This is a genomic window from Mycolicibacterium sp. TUM20985 (genome assembly GCF_030295745.1).
In the GTDB taxonomy this organism is placed as follows: Bacteria; Actinomycetota; Actinomycetes; order Mycobacteriales; family Mycobacteriaceae; genus Mycobacterium.
On the sequence record NZ_AP027291.1, the window covers coordinates 3,823,049 to 3,846,841 of the forward strand.

21 protein-coding genes and 2 tRNA genes are annotated in these 23,793 nt (G+C 68.1%); 9 read left to right on the forward strand and 14 right to left on the reverse strand.

Features of this window, described 5'->3' with window-relative positions:
• The first annotated feature begins 5 nt into the window (after positions 1-5).
• Entirely contained in the window at positions 6-557 is a 552-nt protein-coding gene (locus tag QUE68_RS18760) for a DUF3515 domain-containing protein (protein ID WP_286274243.1), read from the forward strand.
• Here QUE68_RS18760 and QUE68_RS18765 read toward each other — a convergent pair.
• From QUE68_RS18765 to QUE68_RS18775, 3 genes are read right to left on the reverse strand one after another with little or no spacing between them, the layout of a single operon-like run.
• Complete coding sequence (locus tag QUE68_RS18765) at positions 554-1,669, reverse strand: D-alanine--D-alanine ligase family protein (RefSeq protein ID WP_286274244.1); 1,116 nt, start codon at positions 1,667-1,669, stop codon at positions 554-556. The two genes, QUE68_RS18760 and QUE68_RS18765, sit on opposite strands and share 4 nt — an antisense overlap.
• 18 nt (positions 1,670-1,687) lie before the next feature.
• The gene (locus QUE68_RS18770) at positions 1,688-2,791 is read right to left on the reverse strand and encodes a cystathionine gamma-lyase (RefSeq protein ID WP_286274245.1); all 1,104 of its coding nucleotides are present in this window, start codon (positions 2,789-2,791) and stop codon (positions 1,688-1,690) included.
• Positions 2,792-2,796: 5 nt separating this feature from the next.
• On the reverse strand, positions 2,797-3,795 hold the full coding sequence (locus tag QUE68_RS18775) for an NAD(P)H-dependent glycerol-3-phosphate dehydrogenase (protein ID WP_284227693.1): 999 nt from the start codon (positions 3,793-3,795) through the stop codon (positions 2,797-2,799).
• 45 nt (positions 3,796-3,840) lie between these two features.
• Between QUE68_RS18775 and cofC the strand changes: the two genes are divergently transcribed.
• From cofC to mutT1, 3 genes are read left to right on the forward strand one after another with little or no spacing between them, the layout of a single operon-like run.
• Positions 3,841-4,494, forward strand: coding sequence for a 2-phospho-L-lactate guanylyltransferase (gene cofC / locus QUE68_RS18780; RefSeq protein WP_286274246.1), 654 nt, complete (start codon positions 3,841-3,843; stop codon positions 4,492-4,494).
• 22 nt (positions 4,495-4,516) lie between these two features.
• The gene (locus QUE68_RS18785) at positions 4,517-6,691 is read left to right on the forward strand and encodes an RNA degradosome polyphosphate kinase (RefSeq protein ID WP_454786281.1); all 2,175 of its coding nucleotides are present in this window, start codon (positions 4,517-4,519) and stop codon (positions 6,689-6,691) included.
• A gap of 55 nt (positions 6,692-6,746) precedes the next feature.
• Positions 6,747-7,682: an 8-oxo-(d)GTP phosphatase MutT1 gene (mutT1, locus tag QUE68_RS18790; RefSeq protein WP_286274247.1), complete on the forward strand. Its 936-nt coding sequence runs from the start codon at positions 6,747-6,749 to the stop codon at positions 7,680-7,682.
• A gap of 73 nt (positions 7,683-7,755) precedes the next feature.
• Here the strand turns inward: mutT1 and QUE68_RS18795 are convergent, their stop codons facing one another.
• The 3 genes from QUE68_RS18795 to leuC all read right to left on the reverse strand — a co-directional run bounded on the left by QUE68_RS18795 (position 7,756) and on the right by leuC (position 10,708).
• Complete coding sequence (locus tag QUE68_RS18795; RefSeq protein ID WP_286274248.1) at positions 7,756-8,469, reverse strand: HU family DNA-binding protein; 714 nt, start codon at positions 8,467-8,469, stop codon at positions 7,756-7,758.
• A 202-nt stretch (positions 8,470-8,671) separates the two neighbouring features.
• Positions 8,672-9,265 carry a 3-isopropylmalate dehydratase small subunit gene (gene leuD / locus QUE68_RS18800; protein WP_284227699.1) on the reverse strand — a complete coding sequence of 198 codons (594 nt, stop codon included), beginning with the start codon at positions 9,263-9,265 and terminating at the stop codon, positions 8,672-8,674.
• Between the two features lie 9 nt (positions 9,266-9,274).
• Positions 9,275-10,708: a 3-isopropylmalate dehydratase large subunit gene (gene leuC / locus QUE68_RS18805; RefSeq protein ID WP_286274249.1), complete on the reverse strand. Its 1,434-nt coding sequence runs from the start codon at positions 10,706-10,708 to the stop codon at positions 9,275-9,277.
• A 49-nt stretch (positions 10,709-10,757) separates the two neighbouring features.
• Between leuC and QUE68_RS18810 the strand changes: the two genes are divergently transcribed.
• The 3 genes from QUE68_RS18810 (at position 10,758) to QUE68_RS18820 (ending at position 14,096) form a co-directional block, all read left to right on the forward strand.
• On the forward strand, positions 10,758-11,459 hold the full coding sequence (locus tag QUE68_RS18810; RefSeq protein ID WP_284227701.1) for an IclR family transcriptional regulator: 702 nt from the start codon (positions 10,758-10,760) through the stop codon (positions 11,457-11,459).
• A 107-nt stretch (positions 11,460-11,566) separates the two neighbouring features.
• On the forward strand, positions 11,567-12,880 hold the full coding sequence (locus QUE68_RS18815; RefSeq protein WP_286274250.1) for a DUF1800 domain-containing protein: 1,314 nt from the start codon (positions 11,567-11,569) through the stop codon (positions 12,878-12,880).
• 10 nt (positions 12,881-12,890) lie between these two features.
• A complete protein-coding gene (locus QUE68_RS18820; protein ID WP_286274251.1) occupies positions 12,891-14,096 on the forward strand; it encodes a DUF1501 domain-containing protein in 1,206 nt (401 codons plus the stop codon).
• A 16-nt stretch (positions 14,097-14,112) separates the two neighbouring features.
• Here the strand turns inward: QUE68_RS18820 and QUE68_RS18825 are convergent.
• The 4 genes from QUE68_RS18825 to QUE68_RS18840 all read right to left on the reverse strand — a co-directional run bounded on the left by QUE68_RS18825 (position 14,113) and on the right by QUE68_RS18840 (position 16,687).
• Positions 14,113-14,185: transfer RNA gene (locus tag QUE68_RS18825), tRNA-Glu, on the reverse strand.
• A 64-nt stretch (positions 14,186-14,249) separates the two neighbouring features.
• Positions 14,250-14,321 (reverse strand) — tRNA-Gln (locus tag QUE68_RS18830).
• Between the two features lie 117 nt (positions 14,322-14,438).
• Complete coding sequence (gltX, locus tag QUE68_RS18835) at positions 14,439-15,908, reverse strand: glutamate--tRNA ligase (RefSeq protein ID WP_286274252.1); 1,470 nt, start codon at positions 15,906-15,908, stop codon at positions 14,439-14,441.
• The gene (locus QUE68_RS18840; protein ID WP_284227707.1) at positions 15,905-16,687 is read right to left on the reverse strand and encodes a fumarylacetoacetate hydrolase family protein; all 783 of its coding nucleotides are present in this window, start codon (positions 16,685-16,687) and stop codon (positions 15,905-15,907) included. Before QUE68_RS18840 ends, gltX begins: the two co-directional genes overlap by 4 nt.
• A 129-nt stretch (positions 16,688-16,816) precedes the next feature.
• On the opposite strand from QUE68_RS18840, the gene QUE68_RS18845 reads away from it, so the two are divergent.
• Positions 16,817-18,022, forward strand: coding sequence for an MFS transporter (locus QUE68_RS18845; protein WP_286274253.1), 1,206 nt, complete (start codon positions 16,817-16,819; stop codon positions 18,020-18,022).
• Here QUE68_RS18845 and QUE68_RS18850 read toward each other — a convergent pair.
• The 3 genes from QUE68_RS18850 to serA are packed head-to-tail and all read right to left on the reverse strand — an operon-like array spanning position 18,004 to position 21,201.
• The gene (locus QUE68_RS18850; RefSeq protein ID WP_286275871.1) at positions 18,004-18,600 is read right to left on the reverse strand and encodes a hypothetical protein; all 597 of its coding nucleotides are present in this window, start codon (positions 18,598-18,600) and stop codon (positions 18,004-18,006) included. The two genes, QUE68_RS18845 and QUE68_RS18850, sit on opposite strands and share 19 nt — an antisense overlap.
• Positions 18,601-18,610: 10 nt before the next feature.
• On the reverse strand, positions 18,611-19,618 hold the full coding sequence (locus QUE68_RS18855; RefSeq protein ID WP_286274254.1) for a 3-isopropylmalate dehydrogenase: 1,008 nt from the start codon (positions 19,616-19,618) through the stop codon (positions 18,611-18,613).
• Entirely contained in the window at positions 19,615-21,201 is a 1,587-nt protein-coding gene (gene serA, locus QUE68_RS18860; RefSeq protein ID WP_284227711.1) for a phosphoglycerate dehydrogenase, read from the reverse strand. The genes QUE68_RS18855 and serA overlap by 4 nt, the downstream gene beginning before the upstream one ends.
• Before the next feature lie 30 nt (positions 21,202-21,231).
• Between serA and QUE68_RS18865 the strand changes: the two genes are divergently transcribed.
• Complete coding sequence (locus tag QUE68_RS18865; RefSeq protein WP_286274255.1) at positions 21,232-22,695, forward strand: phytoene desaturase family protein; 1,464 nt, start codon at positions 21,232-21,234, stop codon at positions 22,693-22,695.
• 68 nt (positions 22,696-22,763) lie between these two features.
• Here the strand turns inward: QUE68_RS18865 and ilvC are convergent, their stop codons facing one another.
• On the reverse strand, positions 22,764-23,777 hold the full coding sequence (ilvC, locus tag QUE68_RS18870) for a ketol-acid reductoisomerase (RefSeq protein ID WP_284227713.1): 1,014 nt from the start codon (positions 23,775-23,777) through the stop codon (positions 22,764-22,766).
• Positions 23,778-23,793 lie beyond the last annotated feature (16 nt).

Sequence of the window (23,793 nt, forward strand, 5' to 3'; positions counted from 1 at the left end):
CAGGGGTGATCGACTCCAGCCCCGAGGACGACCGTGACGGACCACCGCGTGCGGTATTGATCGCGGCGGTCCTCCTCGCCGTCGGCGCGATCGTCGCCGTCCTCGCGGTCGCGGCGCTCAGAACGGCGACCCCGGCGCAGCAGCCCGTCGCGATCGCCGCCGCCCCCGCACCCCAGGCCGACGGCGACGCCTGCCGGGCCCTGATGGCCGTCCTTCCCGAGGATCTCGACGACTACCACCGCGCACCGATGGTGGCGCCCGCACCGTCGGGCGCCGCGGCGTGGCAGGCCGAACCCGGCAGCGACCTCGTGGTGCTGCGATGCGGCATCGAGCGGCCCGACGACTTCGTCGCCAGCTCACCGCTGCAGGGCGTGGACGACGTGCAATGGTTCCGGATTCCGGGCGATGACCGCACCACCTGGGTCACCGTGGACCGCCCGGTCTACGTGGCCCTCACGCTGCCCAGCGGGTCGGGGCCGACGCCGATCCAGTTGATCTCGCGCGCAGTGGCGCAGGCCTTGCCGGCGACCGCGCCCAATCCGGCTCCGGTCCGCTAGCGCAGGCCGGTCCCCCTGGCGAGCGCGGTGTCGACCATGGCCGCCAGCAAGGTGGGGTAGTCCACGCCGCTGGCCGCCCACATCCTGGGATACATCGAGATCGTGGTGAAACCCGGCATCGTGTTGATCTCGTTGATCACCGGGCCGTCGTCGGTGAGGAAGAAGTCGACGCGCGCCAACCCCTGGCAGTCGATGGCGTGGAAGGCCTCGATCGCCAGTTGCCTTATCTCGTCGGCGATCTGGTCGTCGACCTTGGCCGGGACGTCGAGTTCGGCGGCATCTTCGAGGTACTTGGTCGCGAAGTCGTAGAAGCCGTCCTCGCGGCCGCGCACGCCGGCCACCCGGATCTCGCCGACGGTACTGGCCTCGACGTGGCCGTCGGGGAACTCGAGCACGCCGCACTCCAGTTCCCGCCCCGGCACCGCGGCCTCCACGATGACCTTCGGATCATGTTGGCGCGCATGGGCGATCGCGGACGCCAGCTGGTCCCAATCGCTGACCCGGCTGACCCCGATCGACGATCCGCCCCGCGCGGGCTTGACGAACACGGGCAGGCCGAGTCGCTCGCGGTCCTCGAATTCGACCGTCTCGTCGCGGGCGCGCAGCACCACCTGGTCACCGATGGGCAGCCCCTCGGCGGCGAGCAGTTTCTTGGTGAACTCCTTGTCCATCCCCGCCGCGCTTGCGAGCACGCCGGCACCGACGTAGGGCACCCCGGCGAGCTCGAGCAGGCCCTGAATGGTGCCGTCCTCGCCGTACGGCCCGTGCAACACGGGGAAGACGACGTCGACCGCGGCGAGGACCTCCCCCGGCCCCTTGCCGAGGGAGAGCAGTTGGCCACGACGCCCGGGGTCCGCCGCGAGCGCGAGCGCGGTGCCCGCCGCACCGTCGACCTCGGGGAGCCGGCCGTCGGTGATCGCCAGGGATTCGGGGTCACCGTCGGTCAACACCCAGGACCCCTGCGGGGTGATGCCGACGGCGACCACCTCGAAGCGGTCCGGATCGAGATTGCGCAGGATGCTGCCAGCGGAAACACACGAGATGGCGTGCTCGGAGCTTCGTCCGCCGTAGACGACGGCGACGCGGACGCGGGGGTTCGAGCGGGCAGTCACAACCTAGAGAGGCTACCGTCAAGCCAATGCGGCCGTGATGTCGGCGATCAGGTCGTCGGTGTCCTCGATGCCCAACGACATTCGCGCGAACCCGGCGGCGACGGGGTCACCCCAGCGCGCCCTTCGGTCCACCGACGTGTGGATGCCGCCGAAACTGGTGGCGGCGACGGCCAACGCGCTGCGCTCGACCAGACGGTGTACGGCCGCGGCGTCGGCCAGTTCGAAGGCGACCAGACCGCCGAAGCGCTTCATCTGCGCGCAGGCCACCTCGTGTGCCGGGTCGTCGGGCAGCCCTGGATAGCGCACCGACCGGACCGCCGGGTGGTCGCGCAGCGTGAACGCCATCGCCAACGCGTTCTGGCATTGGCGCTCGAACCGCAACCCGGCGCTGCCGAGGCTGCGCAGCGTCAGCCAGGCCTCGAACGGGCCGAGGATCGCGCCGCTCAGCAGCCGCTCGCGTTCTACGGCGGCCATCAGCTCGGCGTGGCAGCTGGCGGCGTACCCGGCGATCAGGTCGCTGTGACCGGAGAGCGCCTTGGTCGCACTGGCCACCACCACGTCGGCACCAAGCGAAAGCGGTTGCTGCCCAAGGGGTGTCGGCGTGGTGTTGTCGACGACGAGCGTCGCGCCCCGGCTGCGGCACGTCAGTGCCAGCCGGTGCAGGTCGACGACGTCGAGGGTCGGGTTCACCGGCGTCTCCGCCACCACCACGTCCGCCGACTCGGCTGCGGCGCACATCTCGGCGGCCGACACCTCGCGGACGTGCACGCCCAGTGGGGCCAGGTAGTCCACCGCGTACCGACGCACCTGGTAGTACCCGTCGGAGGGGACGACCAGCGTCATCCCTGGCTTGGCGAGCACGCGGAGCACGGACGTGATGGCGGCCATGCCCGATCCGAAGGCCAGCACGGAGGTGGCACCCTCGAGTTCGGCGAGCGCGGATTCCAGTTGGCGCCACGTCGGATTGGAGCTGCGGCCATACGAGTCCAACGGCTGCGATTCATCGGCCGACAGGTGGTAGGCCGAGACCGGAACCGGAGGCGGGGCCACCGGCTGACCCGGAATCCGTTCAGTTGCGGTGGCTTTCACGGTACGTGTCGAGTCGCCGTACGGTCCGCTCATCGGGATCACTCCGGCTTCGTGCTGCGGCCGAGCAGCAGCGCAACGGCTTGGTCGACCGACAAGCCCTTATGGCACACCCGGTTCACGGCGTCGGTCAGTGGCATCTCGACGTCATAACTCTCTGCGAGCGCGAGCACCGACTGACACGACGTGACGCCTTCGGCCACGTGTCCGCCCGCATCCCGCTGCGCCGACTCCATGGTTGCGCCACGGCCGAGGCGTTCGCCGAAGGCCCGGTTTCGCGATCGTGGCGACGTACAGGTAGCCACCAGGTCACCCACGCCGGCCAGACCAGCCAGCGTGGCGCCCTTGGCTCCCAAGGCGATTCCCAGTCGCATGATCTCGGCGAGCCCGCGCGTGATGATGGCCGCCGCGGTGTTCTCCCCCAGGCCGACGCCGGCCGCCATGCCAGTCGCCAGCGCGATGACGTTCTTGCAGGCGCCGCCGATCTCGGCACCGATGACGTCACTGTTGGTGTACGGCCGGAAGTATCCGGTGGAGAACGCGCGCTGCAACGCCACCGCGCGACCCGAGTCGGTGCAGGCGACGACCGTCGCCGCCGGCTGCTGCGCCAGCACCTCGCTGGCCAGGTTGGGACCGGTGATGACGGCGATGCGGGACGGATCGGCCCCGGTCACCTGGACGATCACCTGGCTCATGCGCATCAGCGTGTTCAACTCGATCCCCTTCGCCAAGCTCACCAGCGTGGCGTCGGCCGCGATCGCGTCACGCCAGGGCGCCAAGTTGGCGCGCAGCGTCTGCGACGGCACGGCCAACAGCACCGTGCAGACTCCGTCGAGGGCGGACGCGGCGTCACCCGTCGCCCGGATCGACGTGGGCAGTTCCACGTCGCCGGCGTACTCGGCGTTTCGGTGGGTGTCGTTGATCTCGTCGGCCAGCCCGGGCCGGCGCGCCCACAGCGTGACCTCGTTGCCTGCATCCGCAAGTACCTTGGCCAACGCCGAACCCCACGCACCAGCACCCATTACCGCCGCTTTGACCACGGGAACAAATCTAGCCTGACTCGCGCTGCTGGCAGGATGGCAGCCATGAGCAGCACCTACGGGGCGTCGGATCACGATGACGTCGGGCTGATCATCGCGGTCAAGCGTCTCGACGCCGCCAAGACCCGCCTTGCGTCGGCCTTCACCCCCGGAACGCGCGTCGGCGTGGTGCTCGCCATGCTGGTCGACACCATCAGCGCCGCGTCGGCCGTTGCCGCAGTGCGCCAGATCACCGTCGTGACGCCCGACAACGCGGCGGCAGCGGCGGTCCGTCGACTCGGGGCGCACGTGATCACCGATCCGACGCCACGGGGCCATGTCGATCCCCTGAACAACGCGCTGCTGGTGACAGAGGCCGCCATCCGCACCGAGACGCCGAACATCGTTGTGCTGCAGGGCGATCTGCCAGCTCTGCAACCATCTGAGCTGGCCGGGGCGATCGCCTCGGCACGCGGCAACGCCCGCAGCTTCGTCAGCGACCGGCACGGCACTGGAACCTCCGCATTGTTCGCGTTCGGCGTGCCGCTCGACCCCCGCTTCGGCGCCGATTCGGCGCAGCGCCACACGGATTCGGGCGCCATCGAGCTGACTGCGGCATGGCCGGGCTTGCGCTGCGACATCGACACCCCGGCCGATCTGGCACTGGCACTGAGCCTCGGGGTCGGACCGACGACGGCGTCCGCCGTCGGCCGCAGCTAGCCGTGCTCGCCCCGCATAGTGAATGATTGCGGTCGTGACCGAAGCCGAGACACGACCTGCCGATGCGGACTGGGCGACGGACGGCAGCACGCCCGAGGCGCCCCCCGCCACGACCGCGGACGCCGTCGACCCCTCTCAATCGGAGCCTCTCCCCGATGACCGGTACCTCAACCGGGAACTGAGCTGGCTGGACTTCAACGGCAGGGTGCTGGCACTGGCGGCCGACCCGTCGCTGGCGCTCCTGGAGCGGGCCAAGTTCCTGGCCATCTTCTCGTCGAACCTCGACGAGTTCTACATGGTGCGCGTCGCGGGCCTCAAACGGCGCGACGAGATGGGGTTGTCGGTGCGCTCGGCCGACGGGCTGTCACCGCGCGAGCAGTTGCGCCGCATCGGCGAGCGGACCCAACAGCTCGCCAGCCGCCACGCCAAGGAGTTCATGGAGTCGGTGCGTCCCGCGCTCGCCGACGAGGGCATCATCGTCGTCACCTGGGCTCAGCTCGACGATGACGAGAGGTCGCGCCTCTCGACGTACTTCCACGAGCAGGTGTTTCCGGTGCTCACCCCGCTGGCCGTCGATCCGGCGCACCCGTTCCCGTTCGTCAGCGGGCTCAGCCTGAACCTGGCGGTCACCGTGCGGCAGCCCGAGGACGGCACGCAGCACTTCGCCCGCGTCAAGGTGCCCGACAACGTGGACCGGTTCGTCGAATTGGGCCCGCGCGGCGGCGGCGCCGCCATCCGCTTCCTGCCGATGGAGGAGCTGATCGCCGCCTTCCTCTCGGTGCTCTTCCCCGGGCTGGAGATCGTCGAACACCACGCCTTCCGCATCACGCGCAACGCCGACTTCGAAGTCGAGGAGGACCGCGACGAGGATCTGCTCCAGGCGCTCGAGCGCGAGCTCGCGCGTCGTCGCTTCGGTTCTCCGGTCCGGCTCGAAGTCGCCGACGACATGACCGAGAACATGCTCGAGCTGCTGCTGCGCGAGCTCGACGTCCATCCCGGTGACGTCATCGAGGTGCCGGGGCTGCTGGATCTTTCGTGCCTGTGGCAGATCTACGGCGTGGACCGTCCCGAGCTGAAGGACCCGCCCTTCGTTCCGCTCACCCCGCCCGCGTTCGGCGAGCGGGAGACCCCCAAGAGCATCTTCGCGACGCTGCGGGACGGTGACGTCCTCGTCCATCATCCGTATGACTCCTTCTCCACGACGGTGCAGCGGTTCATCGAGCAGGCGGCCGCCGACCCGAACGTGCTTGCCATCAAGCAGACGCTGTACCGGACGTCGGGTGACTCACCGATCGTCAGCGCGCTCATCGATGCCGCCGAAGCGGGCAAGCAGGTCGTCGCCCTCGTCGAGATCAAGGCGCGGTTCGACGAGCAGGCCAACATCAAGTGGGCCCGCACCCTGGAACAAGCCGGCGTGCACGTGGTGTACGGGTTGATCGGACTCAAGACGCACTGCAAGACATGCCTCGTGGTGCGCCGCGAGGGATCGACCATCCGGCGCTACTGCCACATCGGAACGGGCAACTACAACCCCAAGACCTCGCGGCTGTACGAGGACGTGGGCCTGCTGACGGCCTCACCGGACATCGGAGCGGACCTCACGGATCTGTTCAACTCGCTGACGGGCTACTCGCGAAAGGTGTCCTACCGCAATCTTCTGGTGGCGCCGTACGGCGTGCGCCGGGGCATCATCGAGCGGATCGAACGCGAGATCGCCGCCCACAAGGACGGTGCGGAGGCGCGGATCCGGTTGAAGGCCAACGCGTTGGTCGACGAGCAGGTGATCGACGCGTTGTATCGGGCGTCGCAGGCCGGGGTGCGCGTGGAAGTGGTGGTGCGCGGCATCTGTGCGCTGAAGCCAGGTGTGGCGGGGTTCTCCGAGAACATCACCGTGCGGTCGATTCTCGGCCGATTCCTGGAGCATTCGCGCATTGTTCACTTCCGCGCCATCGATGAGTTCTGGATCGGCAGCGCCGACATGATGCATCGTAATCTCGACCGTCGCGTCGAGGTGATGGCACAGGTGAAGGATCCGCGATTGTCAGATCAGCTCGACGACATGTTCACATCGGCCATGGACCCGACGACCAGATGCTGGGAACTTGGGCCCGAAGGTCATTGGACCGCGGCGCCGCACGAGGGCCAGACCGTTCGCGATCACCAGGTGTCGATGATGGGTCGCCACCGGCACCCGTGACGCCACTGCTCAGTCCTCGGATGCTCGGTCCTCAAATGACTTGCAGGAGTTGGGGTTGACGAAGAAGTCCCCGTCAGTGGCGGCCGCCAAGGTAATCGCCGCCGCCGGCGCCGTGTTGTGGCGGCCCGCCGAAGACGGTTCGAGCGGTGGCGCCCAGCCGTTGGTGGCGGTCGTGCACCGACCCCGCTATGACGACTGGTCGCTGCCCAAGGGCAAGGTCGACCCCGGTGAGACCGAACCCGTGACCGCGGTCCGCGAGGTCCTCGAGGAGACGGGCTATGCATCGGAGTTGGGCCGACGGCTCGTCGCGGTCAGTTATCCGCTCGACGTCGGCGTCAAACACGTGCGCTATTGGGCGGCACGGGCGCTGGGCGGCGAGTTCGTTCCGAACGAGGAGGTCGATGAGCTCGTCTGGTTGCCCGCCGCCGACGCGCTAAAACGGTTGCAGTACCCCGACGACCGTAAGGTGTTGCGACGGTTCGCCAAGAAACCCGCCAACACCAGGACGGTCCTCGTCGTACGGCACGGGACCGCGGGCAGCAAGAGCAGGTACAAGGGTGACGACCGCTCTCGACCGTTGGACAAACACGGTCGCGCCCAGGCGGAGTCCCTCGTCGGTCAGCTTCTGGCGTTCGGTGCCACCGACGTTCACGCTGCCCCGAGGGTGCGGTGTCACCAGACGGTGCAGCCGCTCGCCGAGGAGTTGGGTGTGCCGATCCATGACGAGCCGGCGCTCACCGAGGAGGCGTACGCCGACAGCCACGGTGCAGCCAGGCGGCGCATGCTCGAGATCGCCACGACCAACGGCACCCCGGTGATCTGCTCCCAGGGCAAGGTGATTCCGGATCTCATTGCGTGGTGGTGCGACCGCGACGGTGTCCGGCCGGACAGATCGCGCAACCGCAAGGGCAGCACGTGGGTGCTGTCGCTGGTGGGAGACGGGCTGATCGCCGCCGACCACATCGGCAGTCCGCTGGCCACCGACCCCTGATCACACGAAGACACGCCGCGGATCACGAGGATCCACGGCGTGCCTTGTCCCGGAGTTATTTCCGGTAGTGCTGCTACTTGCGGCCGCGCTTGGCGGGCGCCTTCTTGGCCGGCGCCTTCGTGGCGGCAGCCTTCTTGGCCGGCGCCTTGGCAGCGGCCTTCTTCACGGGCGCCTTCGCGGCGGCGGTCTTCTTGGCCGGTGCCTTGGTGGCGGCGGTCTTCTTGGCCGGTGCCTTGGTGGCGGCGGTCTTCTTGGCCGGTGCCTTGGTGGCGGCGGTCTTCTTGGCCGGAGCCTTGGTGGCGGCGGTCTTCTTGGCCGGAGCCGCCTTCTTGGCCGGAGCCGCCTTCTTGGCCGGAGCCGCCTTGGTGGCGGTGGCCTTCTTGGCCGGAGCCGCCTTCTTGGCCGGCGCCTTGGTGGCAGCCTTCTTCACTGCCTTCTTCGCCGCGGTCTTCTTCGCCGGCGCAGCCGTAGCTCCCCGCTTGACGGCGGGGCCTTCCGACGGGAGACGCTGTGCGCCAGACACAACGGCCTTGAACTGAGCCCCTGGGCGGAATGCCGGGACGGACGTCGGCTTGACCTTGACGGTCTCGCCGGTGCGCGGGTTTCGCGCAACTCTGGCGGCGCGGCGGCGCTGCTCGAACACGCCGAAGCCGGTAATGGTGACGCTGTCGCCCTTGTGGACGGCACGCACGATGGTGTCGACGACGTTCTCCACGGCGGCGGTCGCCTGCCGACGATCGGTGCCCAACTTGTCCGTGAGGACGTCGATGAGCTCTGCCTTGTTCATGCAAAACCTCCGAAGCCAGTGGCCCACCTTGAGCCAACTGAAAGCTACGGTAAACCTTTACACCACTGATTTCCAAGAGCCACGCCGAATTTCAGGGATAGCTGATTGATAATCCGGCAATCCGGTTGCCCCACACCGGCGGTGGTACGCCGGTCCCAAACTGGGCTTGCTGGGGGCGATTTCGACCCCTTCGAGACTGCGGTCAGACCGGCAGAGTGCGCGGCTTCCAGCTCGGGCGGCGCTTCTCGAAATCGGTGATCTCATCCTGTTTGCGCAGCGTAAGGCCTATATCGTCGAGTCCTTCGAGCAGTCGCCACGCGGTGTAGTCGTCAATCTTGAACGGCAACATGACCGTTCCCGCGGTGAGGGTTCGATCTTCCAGATTCACAGTGATTTCCAGCCCGGGCTGCTGCTCGATCAACTTCCATAGAAGTTCCACGTCATCTTGGGCGACTTCGGCGGCGAGGAGACCGGCCTTACCCGAATTTCCTCGGAATATGTCGGCGAACCTCGAGGAGATCACCACCCGGAACCCGAAATCCATCAGCGCCCAGACCGCGTGCTCGCGCGACGACCCGGTGCCGAAGTCGGGTCCTGCCACCAGAACCGAACCCCGGTCGAACGGCGGGAGGTTGAGGACGAACGAGGGATCGTTGCGCCACGCCGCGAACAGACCGTCCTCGAATCCCGTTCGGGTGACCCGCTTCAGGTACACCGCCGGAATGATCTGATCGGTGTCGACGTTCGACCGGCGCAACGGGACACCGATCCCGGTGTGGGTGCGAAAGGCCTCCATGGCTGTCTCCTAGCGATTCTGGGGCAGGTCGGCGGGCGAGGAGAGGGTGCCGCGCACGGCGGTCGCGGCGGCCACCGCGGGCGAGACGAGGTGGGTGCGCCCGCCCTTGCCCTGGCGTCCCTCGAAGTTTCGGTTCGACGTCGCGGCGCACCGCTCCCCCGGCGCGAGCTGGTCGGGGTTCATCCCGAGGCACATCGAGCATCCGGCCTGCCGCCACTCGGCGCCCGCCGCGGTGAAGACCTCACCGAGGCCTTCGGATTCGGCCTGGGCGCGCACCTTCATCGAACCGGGCACGACCAGCATCCGCATGCCGTCGGCGATCTTCCTGCCGCGCAGGATTTCGGCGACGACCCTCAGATCCTCGATACGACCGTTAGTGCACGAGCCGACGAACACGGTGTCGATGGCGATGTCGCGCATTGCCGTGCCGGGCGCTAAGTCCATGTAGACCAACGCCTTCTCGGCCGCCTGACGCTGCCCCTCGTCGAACATCAGTTCCGGGTCGGGGACCGAGGCGCTCAGGGGCACCCCCTGGCCGGGGTTGGTCCCCCAGGTCACGAACGGGCTCAGCGTCGCGGCGTCGAGATAGACCTCGGTGTCGAATTCGGCTCCCTCGTCAGTGCGCAACCGACTCCAGGCGTCGACGGCGGCATCCCAGTCGGCCCCGGCGGGAGCATGCGGGCGACCGCGCAGGTACTCGAAGGTGGTCTCGTCCGGCCCGACCATCCCCGCGCGTGCACCGGCCTCGATGCTCATGTTGCAGATCGTCATCCGACCCTCCATCGACAGCGCTTCGATGGCGCTGCCGCGATATTCGATGACGTACCCCTGTCCGCCACCGGTCCCGATCTTCGCGATCACCGCGAGGATGACGTCCTTGGCGCTGGTGCCTTCGGGCAGGACGCCGTCGACGTTGACCGCCATGGTCTTGAAGGGCCGCAACGGAAGCGTCTGGGTCGCGAGCACGTGTTCGACCTCGGAGGTACCGATTCCCATCGCGAGCGCGCCGAAGGCACCGTGGGTCGAGGTGTGACTGTCGCCGCAGACCACCGTCATACCCGGTTGGGTGAGGCCGAGCTGCGGGCCGATGATGTGGACGATGCCCTGCTCGACGTCGCCCATCGGGTAGAGGCGGACGCCGAATTCGGCGCAGTTGCGCCGCAATGTCTCGACCTGAATGCGCGAGACCGGGTCGGCGATCGGCTTGTCGATGTCGATCGTCGGCACGTTGTGGTCCTCGGTGGCGATCGTCAAGTCCGGTCGGCGAACCGGCCGGCCCGCCAGTCGGAGCCCATCGAATGCCTGCGGGCTGGTGACCTCGTGAACGAGGTGCAGATCGATGTAGATCAGATCGGGTTCGCGCGCCTCGCCCTCTCCCTGGCCGGTGACCACGACGTGGTCGGCCCATACCTTCTCTGCCATGGTGCGGGGTGTGTCGGTCATGAGCGTGTTCGTTCCTATGTCTCAGCATGCGGGACGCTAGTATCTCCCTATGAGACACGATAGCGGCATCGGCGTGCTCGACAAAGCGGTGGGCGTCCTGCACGTCGTCGCCGAGTCGCCGTGCGGCCTGGCCGATCTGTGCGAGCGCACCGGCCTGCCGCGGGCCACCGCGCACCGTCTGGCCGCGGGCCTCGAGGTCCATCGCCTCCTCGCCAGGGATGCCGACGGCAGATGGTGCCTGGGTCCCGCACTCAACGAACTGGCCGGGCGGGTCGACGATCCGCTGCTCGCGGCGAGCGTCGCCGTGCTGCCGCGGCTACGCGAAATCACCGGCGAGAGCGTGCAACTGTATCGCCGGGAGGGGATGTCCCGGGTCTGCGTGTTCGCCCTGGAACCGCCCGCCGGTCTGCGCGACACCGTGCCGGTGGGCACTCGCCTGCCGATGACCGCCGGATCGGGGGCGAAGGTGCTCCTGGCCTACGGTGACACCGCGACCCAGCAGGCCGTGCTACCGACGGCCAAGTTCACCGACCGCACGCTCACCGAGGTACGCAAGCGCGGATGGGCGCAGAGCGCGGCGGAGCGCGAGCCCGGCGTGGCGAGTGTGTCGGCGCCCGTCCGCGACGCCCGCGGCACGGTGGTGGCCGCCGTGTCCGTGTCGGGCCCGATCGACCGGATGGGACGGCGACCCGGAGCTCGCTGGGCCGCCGACCTGCTCGCTGCTTCCGAAGCCCTCACCAAGCGGTTGTAGCAAAAGGCCTCTGGGCGTCCGCCTTCCCGTGCCCCGATGCTGGCTGTCGCCTATCGTTCGCAGCGTGAACAGATGATTGCGGCTGACACCGGACGGGGGTGCCGTCAATGACACAGTCGCCTCAGTGGAACGCCACTGCCCGCTTGCTGCGACGTACCGGCTTCGGCACGACCGGCCGCGCCGTGGATGCGGTCGTGAGCCAGGACCGTTCGGCCTATCTCGACGCGGTCCTCGACCTCGATCCCGACACCGATCCGGGCGCCGCCGCGACGCCCATGCCGACCGTGCCGATGCCGACGTTCCCCGCACCGGGTGCGAGCACCGCCGAGAACGACGCCTTCATCGCCGTCAGCCTCGCGCAGACCAGCGAATTGGTGTCGTGGTGGATGCGGCGTATCGCCGCGGTCGAGCAGCCCCTTCACGAGAAGCTGACCCTGCTGTGGCACAACCACTTCGCGGTGTCGGCGGAGAAGGTCCGGGTGGCCGAGCTGATGGCCAAACAGAACGCCACGCTGCGGGCCCTCAAACTCGGTGACTTCCGCACCCTGGCGTACGCGATGCTGACCGACGAGGCGATGAACCACTGGCTGGACGGCATCCGCAACACGAAGGAGGCGCCCAACGAGAACCTGTCCCGAGAGTTCATGGAGCTCTTCACCCTCGGCCACGGCAACGGCTACACCGAAGTCGACGTTCGCGAGGGAGCGCGGGCACTCACCGGTCGCTATGTCCTCCGCGGCGGCGTGACCGGCATCCAGCCCGAGCACCACGATTCGACGTCGAAGACGGTGTTCGGAGTGACGGGCACCCTGAACGAAGCGGACTTCTGCGACATCGTCCTCGACCAGCCTGCGTCCGCCCCCTTCATCGCGAACAAGCTGTGGCTGCTGCTCGCCTCCGACGACCCGCCACCGCGCGCGACCCTCGACCGTCTGGTCGCCGCCTACGGTCCGAAGCGGAATCTGAGGTCGCTGACCAAGGCGATCCTGACCGACCCGGAATTCGACGCGCGCGCAGGCACACTGGTGAACACCCCCGTCGAATGGCTGCTGGGCACCGTTCGCTCGCTCTCCGTTCCCGTCGACTCCGCACAGGTACTCGCGGAGCTCGACGCCGTCTTGGCCGTGATGGGCCAGCGGCTGTTCTATCCGCCCGACGTCAACGGATGGCCGCGTGGCCTGGCCTGGCTATCCACCGCAGGCACCGCGGCGCGGGTGTGGGCGGCGAATCGCCTTGTCGCGTTGGGCGATCTGTCGGTGGTCGAGGACGCCGCCGCGGGCGACCGGGTCGACGCGGCCGGCTACGTGATCGGCATCGGCGAATGGTCGGCACGCACCAGGACCGCGCTTGCCGACTTGGTCGCCGATCCGGCCAAGCTCGTCACCGCCGCCATCAACTCCCCCGAATACCTGACGTCATAGCGAGATGGAGATGCCCGAGATCAACCGCAGGAAGTTCCTGATCGCCAGCGCGGGCGTCGGCGCGCTGGGGCTGTCCGGCGCTGCCGCGTTCACCTTGCCGCACCTGATGGACGCGGCCCAGGACCGCCCGCTGGCGGCGAACACCGGAATCCTGGTCATCGTCACGCTTTACGGTGGCAACGACGGCGTCAGCACGGTCATCCCCTACACCGACGGCGCTTACTACGACGCGCGAGCCGATCTGGCGTACCAGCCGTCGGAGGTCATCGACCTCGACGGCAGCGTCGGTCTGAATCCAGCGCTGACCGGGTTGGCCTCGAGCTGGCGCGACCGGTCACTTGCCATCGTTCGAGGTGTGGGGTACCCGAACCAGGACCGCAGTCACTTCCGCTCGATGGACATCTGGCAGACGGCCTCCCCGGCCGAGCCCGCCAGCACGGGGTGGATCGGACGCTGGCTCGACGCCACCGGCGACGACCCGCTGCGCGCGGTCAACCTGGGAGTGGTGGTCCCCCCTCTGGCGATGGGCGAGAAGTCCGTTGCCGCAACTCTTTCCGATGCGATCCCGCTGGTATCGCCCGACTTCGGCCGCGTCCTGACCGCATTGCGCGACGACGACCCGAACGACACCGCGGCGATGCGCGGCGTACGCGCGTCCTATCGCGCCAATGCCCGGACGACTGCGGCGTTCCGTCCGCTCGCGAGCAGTACCCAGCCGGCTGCCGTTCAACCGGGTGACGTCAACGTGCTGAAGATGCAGTTGGATCTCGTGGCCAAGTGCGTCAAGGCCGGTGTGCCGACGCAGGTGTACATGGTGTCCCTCGGCGGATTCGACACCCACGCCGACGAGCGGGGAACCCAGCAGCAGCTGTTGCAGAAGGTCGACGACGCGCTGACGCCATTCCTTCAGGCCATGCGGACCAACGTCCACGGCAAGGATCTGGTCGTGATGATGTACTCGGAGTTCGGCAGGCGGGTGGCGGCCAACGCGTCCGAGGGCACCGACCACGGAACGTCGGGACCGGTGTTCGTCATGGGTCGGCCGGTCAAGGGCGGCTTCTACGGGGACGAACCGAGCCTGACGGACCTCACCGGTGGGGACCTCAAGACCACGACCGATTTTCGAGACGTGTACGCCGAACTCTTGACGAGAACGGTGGGAACGGATCCCGGCCCGTCAGTCGGAGAAAGTCGACGGTCGATAGGTTTCCTGTAGGAAACCTCGTACGTTGTACCCCCGATGGGATTCGAACCCACGCTACCGCCGTGAGAGGGCGGCGTCCTAGGCCGCTAGACGACGGGGGCTAGAACTCAATCCGGAGCGAAAGCATATCTCAGCCCGTGAAGACTGACCTAATCGCCGGACTCGCTGGGGTACCAGGACTCGAACCTAGAATGGCGGTACCAGAAACCGCTGTGTTGCCAATTACACCATACCCCATTGGCCACCCGTAACCGCTGGTCACAGGCCTACTTCGAAGTGAGCAACGGCTGGGGCGAACCAGCCTTTGCAATCACCGACCGACGAGCACACTACCAAAGATTTCGGCACCCGATTTCACGCCGCCATGGCGGCGAGATCGCGGCCGGCCCGCAATCGGGCGATGCTGCGGTCGCGACCAAGCAGTTCCATCGACTCGAAGAGCGGCGGGCTGACCGAGGCACCGGTGACGGCCACCCGGATTGGACCGAAGGCTTTGCGTGGCTTCAGCTCGAGGTTCTCCAGGAGCGCAGCCTTCAGTGCCGCTTCGATGGGTTCGGCGGTCCAATCGCCCACCTCGGAGAGGGCGGTGAGTGCCGCGTCGAGCACCGGGACGGCGTCGGCGCGCAACTCCTTGGCCGCGGACTTCTCGTCGAGCGCGTACGAGGCGTCGTCGAGGAACTTCAACAACTCCCACGCGTCGCCGAGGACCACGATGCGCGTCTGCACCAGACCCGCGGCCTCGGCGAAACCGGCGTCGTCCAGGCCGGTGTCGTGCCCGTGCGCGACGAAGTAGTCGCGCAGTCGCGCGGCGAACGCGGCGCCGTCGAGCATCCGGATGTGCTCGGCGTTGATGGCGTCGGCCTTCTTCTGATCGAATCGGGCGGGATTGGAGTTGACGTCCGTGACGTCGAATGCGGCGACCATCTCGTCGAGGCTGAACAGGTCGTGGTCGTCCGCGATCCCCCAGCCCAGCAGAGCCAGGTAGTTCAGCAATCCCTCCGGGATGAAACCGCGGTCGCGGTGCAGGAAGAGATTGGACTGCGGGTCGCGCTTGGAGAGCTTCTTGTTGCCGTCACCGAGAACGCTTGGCAGGTGGGCGAATTCGGGGACCCGCTCGGCGACACCGATACGCATCAGCGCCTGATATAGCGCGATCTGCCGGGGCGTCGACGGAAGGATGTCCTCACCGCGCAGCACGTGGGTGATCTTCATGAGCGCATCGTCGACGGGGTTGACCAGGGTGTACAACGGATCTCCGCTGCCGCGCGTGATGGCGAAGTCGGGGACCGTGCCCGCAGCGAACGTGGTCGGCCCGCGCACCAGGTCGTTCCACGTGAGGTCCTCGTCGGGCATCCGCAGCCGCAGGACGGGTCTGCGTCCCTCGGCGACGAACGTGGCGCGATCCTCGTCGCTCAGCGTGCGGTCGTGATTGTCGTAGCCCAGCTTCGGATTTCGTCCGGCCGCGAGGTGGCGCGCCTCGACCTCCTCGGCTGTCGAGTAGGCCTCGTACGCTTCGCCCGCAGCGACCAATCGTGCGACGACGTCGCGGTAGATCTCACTGCGTTCGGACTGCCGGTAGGGCGCATACGGCCCGCCGATCTCGGGGCCCTCGTCCCAGTCGAGCCCGAGCCAACGCAGCGCATCGAGAATGGCGGCGTAGCTCTCCGCGCTGTCGCGCGCGGCGTCGGTGTCCTCGATGCGGAACACGAACGTGCCACCCGTGTGGCGGGCGTACGCCCAGTTGAACAGCGCCGTGCGCACCAACCCCACGTGGGGGGTTCCCGTCGGCGACGGGCAGAAGCGGACCCGCACCTCCGACGTCATGACTTACCCTTGCGCACCACGGGATTGGTGAGTGTGCCGATGCCCTCGATGGTGATGCTCACCGTGTCCCCGTCCTCGATGGGACCCACGCCCTCAGGAGTACCGGTCAGGATCAGGTCACCCGGCAGCAGGGTCATCACCGCCGACGCCCACTCGATGATGGCGCCGATGTCGTGGATCATGAGCGACGTGTTGCTGTTCTGGCGCACCTGGCCGTTGACCTCGGTGCGGATGTCGAGATCGAAGGGGTTGACGTCGGTGTCGATCCACGGGCCGACCGGGCAGAACGTGTCATGCCCCTTGGCCCGCATCCACTGGCCGTCCTTCTTCTGCTGATCGCGCGCGGACACGTCGTTCGCGATGGTGTAGCCCAGGATGTTCTCGGCGGCCTTCGCAGCGGGTACGTCCTTACATGGCCTGCCGATGACGGCGGCCAACTCTCCCTCGTGGTGCACGGGATTGGCGTCCGCGGGCAGTTGGATGGGCACGTTGGGTCCGATGATCGAGGTGTTGGGCTTGAGGAAGATCACCGGATCCTCGGGGGCCTCACCGCCCATCTCCGCGGCGTGGGCGGCGTAGTTCTTGCCCATGCAGACGACCTTGCTGGCCAGGATCGGCGCGAGCAGTCGGACGTCGGCCAGCGGCCAGGAGCGACCGGTGAAGGTGGGGTTGCCGAACGGGTGCTCGGCGATTTCGCGGGCGACCGCGTCTGCTGCTGGATCCCCCTCGATGCTCACGAAGGCGACCCCATCCGGGCTGGCAATTCGACCGAGGCGCATTTCGAACAGCCTAGTGAGGGCTGATCACGCGGGATCCTCAGGCCCGCCCACACCGGTTCGGTGTCCCCGTCATCCTACACGTTGAGATCCGCATTCGGCATCGTGGGACGGGCAGGCCACCATGGAGGCATGACCACTGCGACGATCGGCACCGTGCGCCGATGGTCCATGCTGGTCATTGCGCTGACCACCACACTGTGCGCGAACGTCTTCATCAACGGTGTGGCCTTCCTCATCCCGACCCTGCACACCGAGCGCGGCCTGGACCTGGCCGAGGCGGGCCTCGTCTCGGCGTTACCCAGCTTCGGCATGGTCACCACCCTCATCGCCTGGGGCTACGTCGTCGACCGATTCGGCGAACGCCTGGTGCTGGCCGTGGGGTCCGCACTGACGGCGGCCGCCGCCTTCGCCGCCGCGTCGGTGCACTCCCTCGTCGCGGTGGGCGTCTTCCTGTTCCTCGGCGGAATGGCGGCCGCAAGCAGCAACTCCGCCAGCGGACGTCTGGTGGTCGGCTGGTTTCCGCCACACCGACGCGGCCTGGTGATGGGCATCCGCCAGACCGCACAGCCGCTGGGGGTCGGCCTCGGCGCGTTGGTGATTCCGCAATTGGCTGAGGCCAGGGGCGTCACCGGGGCCCTGTTGTTTCCCGCCATCGCATGCGGCGTCGCCGCCGTCATCAGCGCCATGGGGGTCCTCGACCCGCCGCGCCCCCCGCGCGCGAATGCCCCTGCCGACGACCTCGCCAACCCCTATCGCGGCGCGACGACGCTGTGGCGCATCCACGCCGTCTCGGTGCTGCTCGTCGTCCCGCAGTGCGTGATGTGGACGTTCACCCTCGTGTGGCTGATCACCGACCGCGGCTGGTCGGCGGCATCGGCGGGTGCGATGGTCACCGTCGCCCAACTCTTCGGTGCGGCGGGCAGAATCGGCGCCGGTCGTTGGTCGGACATGGTCGGCTCACGACTGCACCCCATCCGCACCATCGCCATCGGCGCCGCGATGGCGATGGGCCTCCTCGCGGTCACGGACCTCTTTCACTCCCCGCTGTCCGTGGCGGTGATGGTCGTCGCCTCGGTGGTCACGGTGTCCGACAACGGTTTGGCGTTCACGGCAATCGCCGAACTGGCGGGTCCTTTCTGGAGCGGTCGCGCCCTGGGCACGCAGAACACCAGCCAACTGCTGACGGCGGGCATCGTGCCGCCCGCGTTCGGCGCGCTGATCACCGCCGCCGGCTTCCCCGTGGCGTTCGCCGTGTGCGCCCTCTTCCCGTTGCTGGCACTTCCGCTGGTGCCGGTGGACGCCGATCCGCTGCGACGTCAGCTGCCGAGCGGCTGACGCCGCGGCAGCACGAGCAACGCAGCCGCGAGGAAGCACAACGCTCCGATGAAGGTGCCCAGGTTGGCGAGCGCCTCGTCGGCGATACTGCCCGTCTTGAAGACGAACGCGCCAATGGCGCTGGCGGCGAAGGCGATACAGCCGACCATGTTGATCCACTCCGCCTGCCAGTCCCGCGACGCGGGCACCCAGCGGCCGATGCTCGCGCTCACGGCGACGATGCCGAACACCGCGCTGACGAGGAAGGCCAGCGACCCGGTGGCGTCGGGGGCCCACACCAGCCTGCGTTCGGCGAGTACCGCATGCGCCCACACCGAGGCGCCGGTACTGACGTTGAAGAGCACGGTGCCGCCGAATTGCACTGCTGCCGAGCGCCATTCGTTGCTACCCTCGGGACCCGAGCGCACCAGCTGCATCCACGCCGCACTGGTGAAGAACCACGAGCCGACGAAGCAGAACACGTTGGCCGCGCCCACCCCGGCCGCCGCGGCGAACCCGGGAGCGGTGCCCGTGGCGAACAGGGTGGATCCGATCGCGAACAGCCAGCACTGACGGGTCAGCGTGACCTTCGCGCGCAGCGACAAGGGGCTACAGCAGACCCACGATGCGGTCGCCGACCTCCGACGTCGAGAGCTTCGCACCGCCCAGGGTGGCGAGGTGTTCCTCCACCGCCCGGTCCACCCGCGCCGCCGCCGCGTCGTCCCCGGCGTGGGCGAGGAGCAACGCCACCGACATGACGGCCGCGGTCGGATCGGCGATGCCCTTGCCGGCAATGTCGGGCGCGCTGCCGTGCACCGGCTCGAACATCGACGGGTTGGTGCGCGTCGCGTCGATGTTGCCACTGGCAGCCAGCCCGATGCCGCCGGACACCGCTGCGGCCAAGTCGGTGATGATGTCGCCGAACAGGTTGTCGGTGACGATGACGTCGAAGCGGCCCGGGTCGGTCACCATGTGGATGGTCGCCGCGTCGATGTGCTGATAGGCGACCTCCACGTCGGCGAAGTCTCGGCCGACTTCCTCGACGATGCGCGACCAGAGCTTGCCGGCGAACGTGAGCACGTTGGTCTTGTGTACCAACGTCAGGTGCTTGCGTCGCTTCGAGGCCCGCGCGAATGCGTCGCGGACCACCCGCTCCACGCCGAACGCGGTGTTGAGGCTCACCTCGGTGGCCACCTCGTGCGGTGTGCCGACGCGGATCGCCCCGCCGGTTCCGGTGTACGGACCCTCGGTGCCCTCCCGCACGACGACGAAGTCGATGTCGACGTCGCCCAGCGGGCTGGTGACCCCTGGATGGAGCTTCGACGGGCGGAGGTTGACGTGGTGGTCGAGTTCGAACCGCATCCGCAGCAGCAGGCCCCGCTCGAGGACACCGCTGGGCACCGACGGATCGCCGATCGCGCCCAAGAGGATGGCGTCGTGGGTCCGTAGTTCGTCGACCAGTCCGTCGGGCATGACCTCACCGGTGGCGTGGTAGCGCCGCGCCCCGACGTCGTAGGTGGTCTTCTCGACGCCGGGGGTGACGACGTCGAGCACCTTGATGGCCTCGTCGATGACCTCGGGTCCGATGCCGTCGCCGGCGATGACGGCCAGTTTCACGACAGATCCACCAATTCCAGGGTCGTCGCGCCGACATCGCTGCCGAGCGCGGTGAGAACGTCGTCGGGCACCTCACGGTCGAGTCTCAGCGTGATCGTCGCTCCCTCACCCTCGGCGTCTTGACTCAGCTGGGCGGCGAGGATGTTGACCCCGGCACCGCCGAGTCGCGTTCCGATCGTGCCGAGCGCCCCCGGCTGATCGCTGTAGTTGATGATCAGGTTCACGCCTTCGGCGCGTAGATCGAGGTTGCGTCCGTTGATCTGCACCAACTTCTGCACCTGCTGCGGCCCCGACAACGTGCCCGCGACGTTGACCGTCGAGCCATCGGCGGACACCGCCCGCACGTCGACGACGCTGCGGTGGTTCGGACTCTCCGGGGCCGTGCCGATGACGGCCTCCACGCCGCGCTCGGCGGCCAGCGACGGTGCGTTGACGAAGGTCACCTGGTCCTCGATCACGGCGGAGAACAAGCCGCGAAGGGCCGAAAGGCGAAGCACGCCTACGTCTTCGGAGGCCAGCTCGCCGCGGACGTCGACGGACAGCGTGGTCGGCAGCTCGGCGGACAGCGCACCGACCAGCAGCCCCAGCTTGCGCACCAGGTCCAGCCACGGCGCGACTTCCTCGCCCACCACGCCGCCACCGACGTTGACGGCGTCGGGCACGAACTCACCGGCGAGCGCGAGCTTCACACTCGCGGCGACGTCGGTTCCCGCCCGGTCCTGCGCCTCGGCCGTCGACGCCCCGAGGTGCGGGGTGACGACGACCTGCGGCAGCTCGAACAGCGGGCTGTCGGTGCACGGTTCGGTGGAGAACACGTCGAGTCCGGCGCCGCGGACGTGCCCGCTGGTGATCGCATCGGCGAGGGCCTGCTCGTCGATCAGCCCGCCACGGGCGGCGTTGACGATGATGACGCCAGGCTTGGTCTTCGCCAGCGCCTCCTTGCCGATCAGACCGGCCGTCTCCTTGGTCTTGGGCAGGTGCACGGAGATGAAGTCGGCACGACCCAGCAGCTCGTCGAGGGTCAGCAGTTCGATACCGAGCTGCGCGGCGCGGGCCTGCGAGACATAGGGGTCGTACGCCGTGATGTGGGCGCCGAAGGCCGCCAAGCGCTGCGCGACCAGCTGACCGATCCGACCGAGGCCGACGACGCCGACGGTCTTGCCGAAGATCTCGGTGCCGGAGAACTTCGAGCGCTTCCACGTGTGCTCCCGCAGCGTCGCGTCCGCGGCGGGGATCTGGCGGGCCGCGGCGAGCAGCAGCGCAAGGGCGTGCTCGGCGGCGCTGTGGATGTTCGACGTCGGTGCGTTGACGACCAGCACCCCGCGCGCCGTGGCCGCGTCGACGTCGACGTTGTCCAGACCGACCCCGGCGCGGGCCACGATCTTCAGCTTGGGCGCGGCAGCGATGACCTCGGCGTCCACCGTCGTCGCCGACCGCACCAGCAGGGCGTCGGCGTCGGCGACCGCGGCCAGCAGTTTCTCCCGGTCGGGGCCGTCGACCCAGCGCACCTCGACCTGGTCTCCCAGGGCGGCAACGGTAGATTCGGCGAGTTTGTCGGCGATCAAAACAACGGGCAGGCTCACGCGGATAGCGTAGTGGGCTGTAATGACTGCATGGCGGGCAGGAGCGAAGCGACTCGGGGAATACCAGACGTCACCGTCGTCGGGAGTGGGCCCAACGGCCTGAGCGCCGCCGTGATCTGCGCCAGGGCCGGGCTATCGGTGCGGGTCATCGAGGCGCAACCGACCGCGGGCGGCGGGGCGAGGACCCTGCCCGACCCGGAGTATCCCGGCGTCAGCCACGACATCTGTTCGGCGGTGCACCCGCTGGCGCTGGCGTCCCCGTTCTTCGCTCAGTTCGATCTGCGGGCCCGCGGCGTCGAGCTGTCCGTCCCGGACATCGCCTACGGCAATCCGCTGCCCGACAGGCCCGCCGCCATCGGGTACACCGACCTCGGCCGCACGTGCGACGAGCTCGATGACGGCGCCTCCTGGCGGCGGCTCCTTGGGCCGCTCGCGGCGGACTGCGACGACGTCGTGGGGCTGATGCTCGGCGACAAGCGCTCCATCCCGCCGTCGATACCGGTGGCATTGCGCGTCGGCCCTCGACTGCTCGCCCAGGGCACCCCGCTATGGCGCAGTTTGACCGGTGAGGATGCCCGCGCGCTGTTCAGTGGAGTGGCGGCACACACCATCTCGCAGATGCCGTCGCTGGTGTCCTCGGGCGCCGGCTTGATGTTGGCCACGCTCGCACACGCCGTGGGGTGGCCGATCCCGGTTGGCGGGTCGCAAGCGATTCCCGACGCCTTGATCGCCGATCTGCGGTCCCACGGCGGTGAATTGGTGCTCGGCGAGGAGGTCACCCGCCCACCCGACGGCGTGGTCCTATACGACACGGCGCCGACGGCGCTGCTGCGGATCTACGGTGAGACACTTCCGCCGCGCTACGCAAAGGCGTTGCGCCGCTACCGCTTCGGTCCCGGCGTCGCGAAGGTCGACTTCGTGCTGTCCGACGAGATCCCCTGGCGTGATTCGCGATTGGCGCACGCGCCGACTCTGCACCTCGGCGGTACCCGATCCCAGATGGCGCTCGCCGAAAAGGAGATCGCCCGCGGTCGCCTCGCCGAGTGGCCGATGATCCTCGCCGCCCTCCCCCACCTCGCCGACCCCGGCCGCATCGACGCCGAGGGACGACGGCCGCTGTGGACCTACGCACACGTGCCGTCGGGTTCCGACGTCGACATGGCCGAGTCCGTGACGAAGGTCTTCGAACGGTTCGCTCCGGGATTCCGCGACGTGGTGGTGGCTGCGCGCAGCGTGCCGGCGTCGCGACTGGCGGAGCACAACGCCAACCTCGTCGGCGGTGACATCGGCGTGGGAGGCAACAACATGTTCAGCGCCCTCACCGGCCCGACTCTGCGCCTCGACCCGTGGTCGACGCCGATCCCGAAGGCGTACCTCTGCTCGTCGGCCGCTCCGCCGGGTGGCGGGGTGCACGGCATGGCCGGCTACTACGCGGCACGCACCATGCTGCGCCGCGAGTTCGGCATCAAGACGCTGCCGAACCTCGCCCCCTAGCGCGATTTCGGCGCGCAAACGTTCGACAAGCGAACGTTTACGCGCCGAAATCCCTTGATGGAGTGGAGCTAAGCCGTTTCGGTGATGGGCCGGTCGACCCAGCTCATCAGGTCGCGCAGCTTCTTGCCGGTGACCTCGATCGGGTGCTCGGCGTTCTCCTTGCGCAGCTTCTCCAGGCGCTTGTTACCGCCCTCGACGTTCGCGACGAGTTCCTTGACGAACGTGCCGTCCTGGATGTCCTTGAGGATCGCGCGCATCCGCTCCTTGGTGTCGGCATCAATAACACGGGGACCGCTCAGATACCCGCCGAACTCCGCGGTGTCGGACACCGAGTAGTTCATCCGTGCGATGCCACCCTCGTACATCAGGTCGACGATGAGCTTGAGCTCGTGGAGCACCTCGAAGTAGGCCATCTCGGGGGCGTAGCCCGCCTCGACCATGACCTCGAAGCCGACCTTCACCAATTCCTCGGTGCCACCGCACAACACGGCCTGCTCACCGAACAGGTCGGTCTCGGTCTCTTCCTTGAACGTGGTCTTGATGACGCCCGCGCGGGCGCCGCCGATCGCCTTGGCGTAGGACAGCGCCAACGCCTGACCCTCGCCGGTGGGGTCCTGGTCGATCGCGATCAGACAGGGCACGCCCTTACCGTCGACGAACTGGCGACGCACCAGGTGGCCGGGGCCCTTCGGCGCGACCATGCCGACGGTGATGTCGTCTGCGGGCTCGATCAGGTCGAAGTGGATGTTCAGGCCGTGGCCGAAGAACAACGCGTTGCCGGCAACCAGGTTCGGCTCGATGTCGTTGGTGAAGATCTCGGCCTGCGCCGTGTCGGGAGCCAGCAGCATGATCACGTCGGCCCACTTGGCGACCTCGGCCGGCGTGTCGACCTCGAGACCCTGCTCTGTGACCTTCTCACGGGACTTGGAGCCCTCCTTGAGACCGACCTTGACCTGAACGCCCGAATCCCGCAGCGACAGCGAATGCGCATGTCCCTGGCTGCCGTATCCGATGACACCGACCTTGAGTCCCTGGATGATCGACAGGTCTGCATCGTCGTCGTAGAACATCTCAACTGCCACAGTGAATTTCCTTTTC

Coding starts and splice junctions, on each gene's coding strand:
- leuD (WP_284227699.1), bottom strand. CDS start 9,265: ATGGAGGCCTTTCGCACCCACACCGGGATCGGTGTCCCGTTGCGCCGG.
- QUE68_RS18785 (WP_454786281.1), top strand. CDS start 4,517: ATGATTGCGGTCGTGACCGAAGCCGAGACACGACCTGCCGATGCGGAC.
- QUE68_RS18820 (WP_286274251.1), top strand. CDS start 12,891: ATGCCCGAGATCAACCGCAGGAAGTTCCTGATCGCCAGCGCGGGCGTC.
- QUE68_RS18845 (WP_286274253.1), top strand. CDS start 16,817: ATGACCACTGCGACGATCGGCACCGTGCGCCGATGGTCCATGCTGGTC.
- QUE68_RS18840 (WP_284227707.1), bottom strand. CDS start 16,687: ATGCGCCTCGGTCGAATTGCCAGCCCGGATGGGGTCGCCTTCGTGAGC.
- QUE68_RS18795 (WP_286274248.1), bottom strand. CDS start 8,469: ATGAACAAGGCAGAGCTCATCGACGTCCTCACGGACAAGTTGGGCACC.
- QUE68_RS18815 (WP_286274250.1), top strand. CDS start 11,567: ATGACACAGTCGCCTCAGTGGAACGCCACTGCCCGCTTGCTGCGACGT.
- QUE68_RS18810 (WP_284227701.1), top strand. CDS start 10,758: ATGAGACACGATAGCGGCATCGGCGTGCTCGACAAAGCGGTGGGCGTC.
- cofC (WP_286274246.1), top strand. CDS start 3,841: ATGAGCAGCACCTACGGGGCGTCGGATCACGATGACGTCGGGCTGATC.
- leuC (WP_286274249.1), bottom strand. CDS start 10,708: ATGACCGACACACCCCGCACCATGGCAGAGAAGGTATGGGCCGACCAC.
- QUE68_RS18865 (WP_286274255.1), top strand. CDS start 21,232: ATGGCGGGCAGGAGCGAAGCGACTCGGGGAATACCAGACGTCACCGTC.
- gltX (WP_286274252.1), bottom strand. CDS start 15,908: ATGACGTCGGAGGTGCGGGTCCGCTTCTGCCCGTCGCCGACGGGAACC.
- QUE68_RS18770 (WP_286274245.1), bottom strand. CDS start 2,791: ATGAGCGGACCGTACGGCGACTCGACACGTACCGTGAAAGCCACCGCA.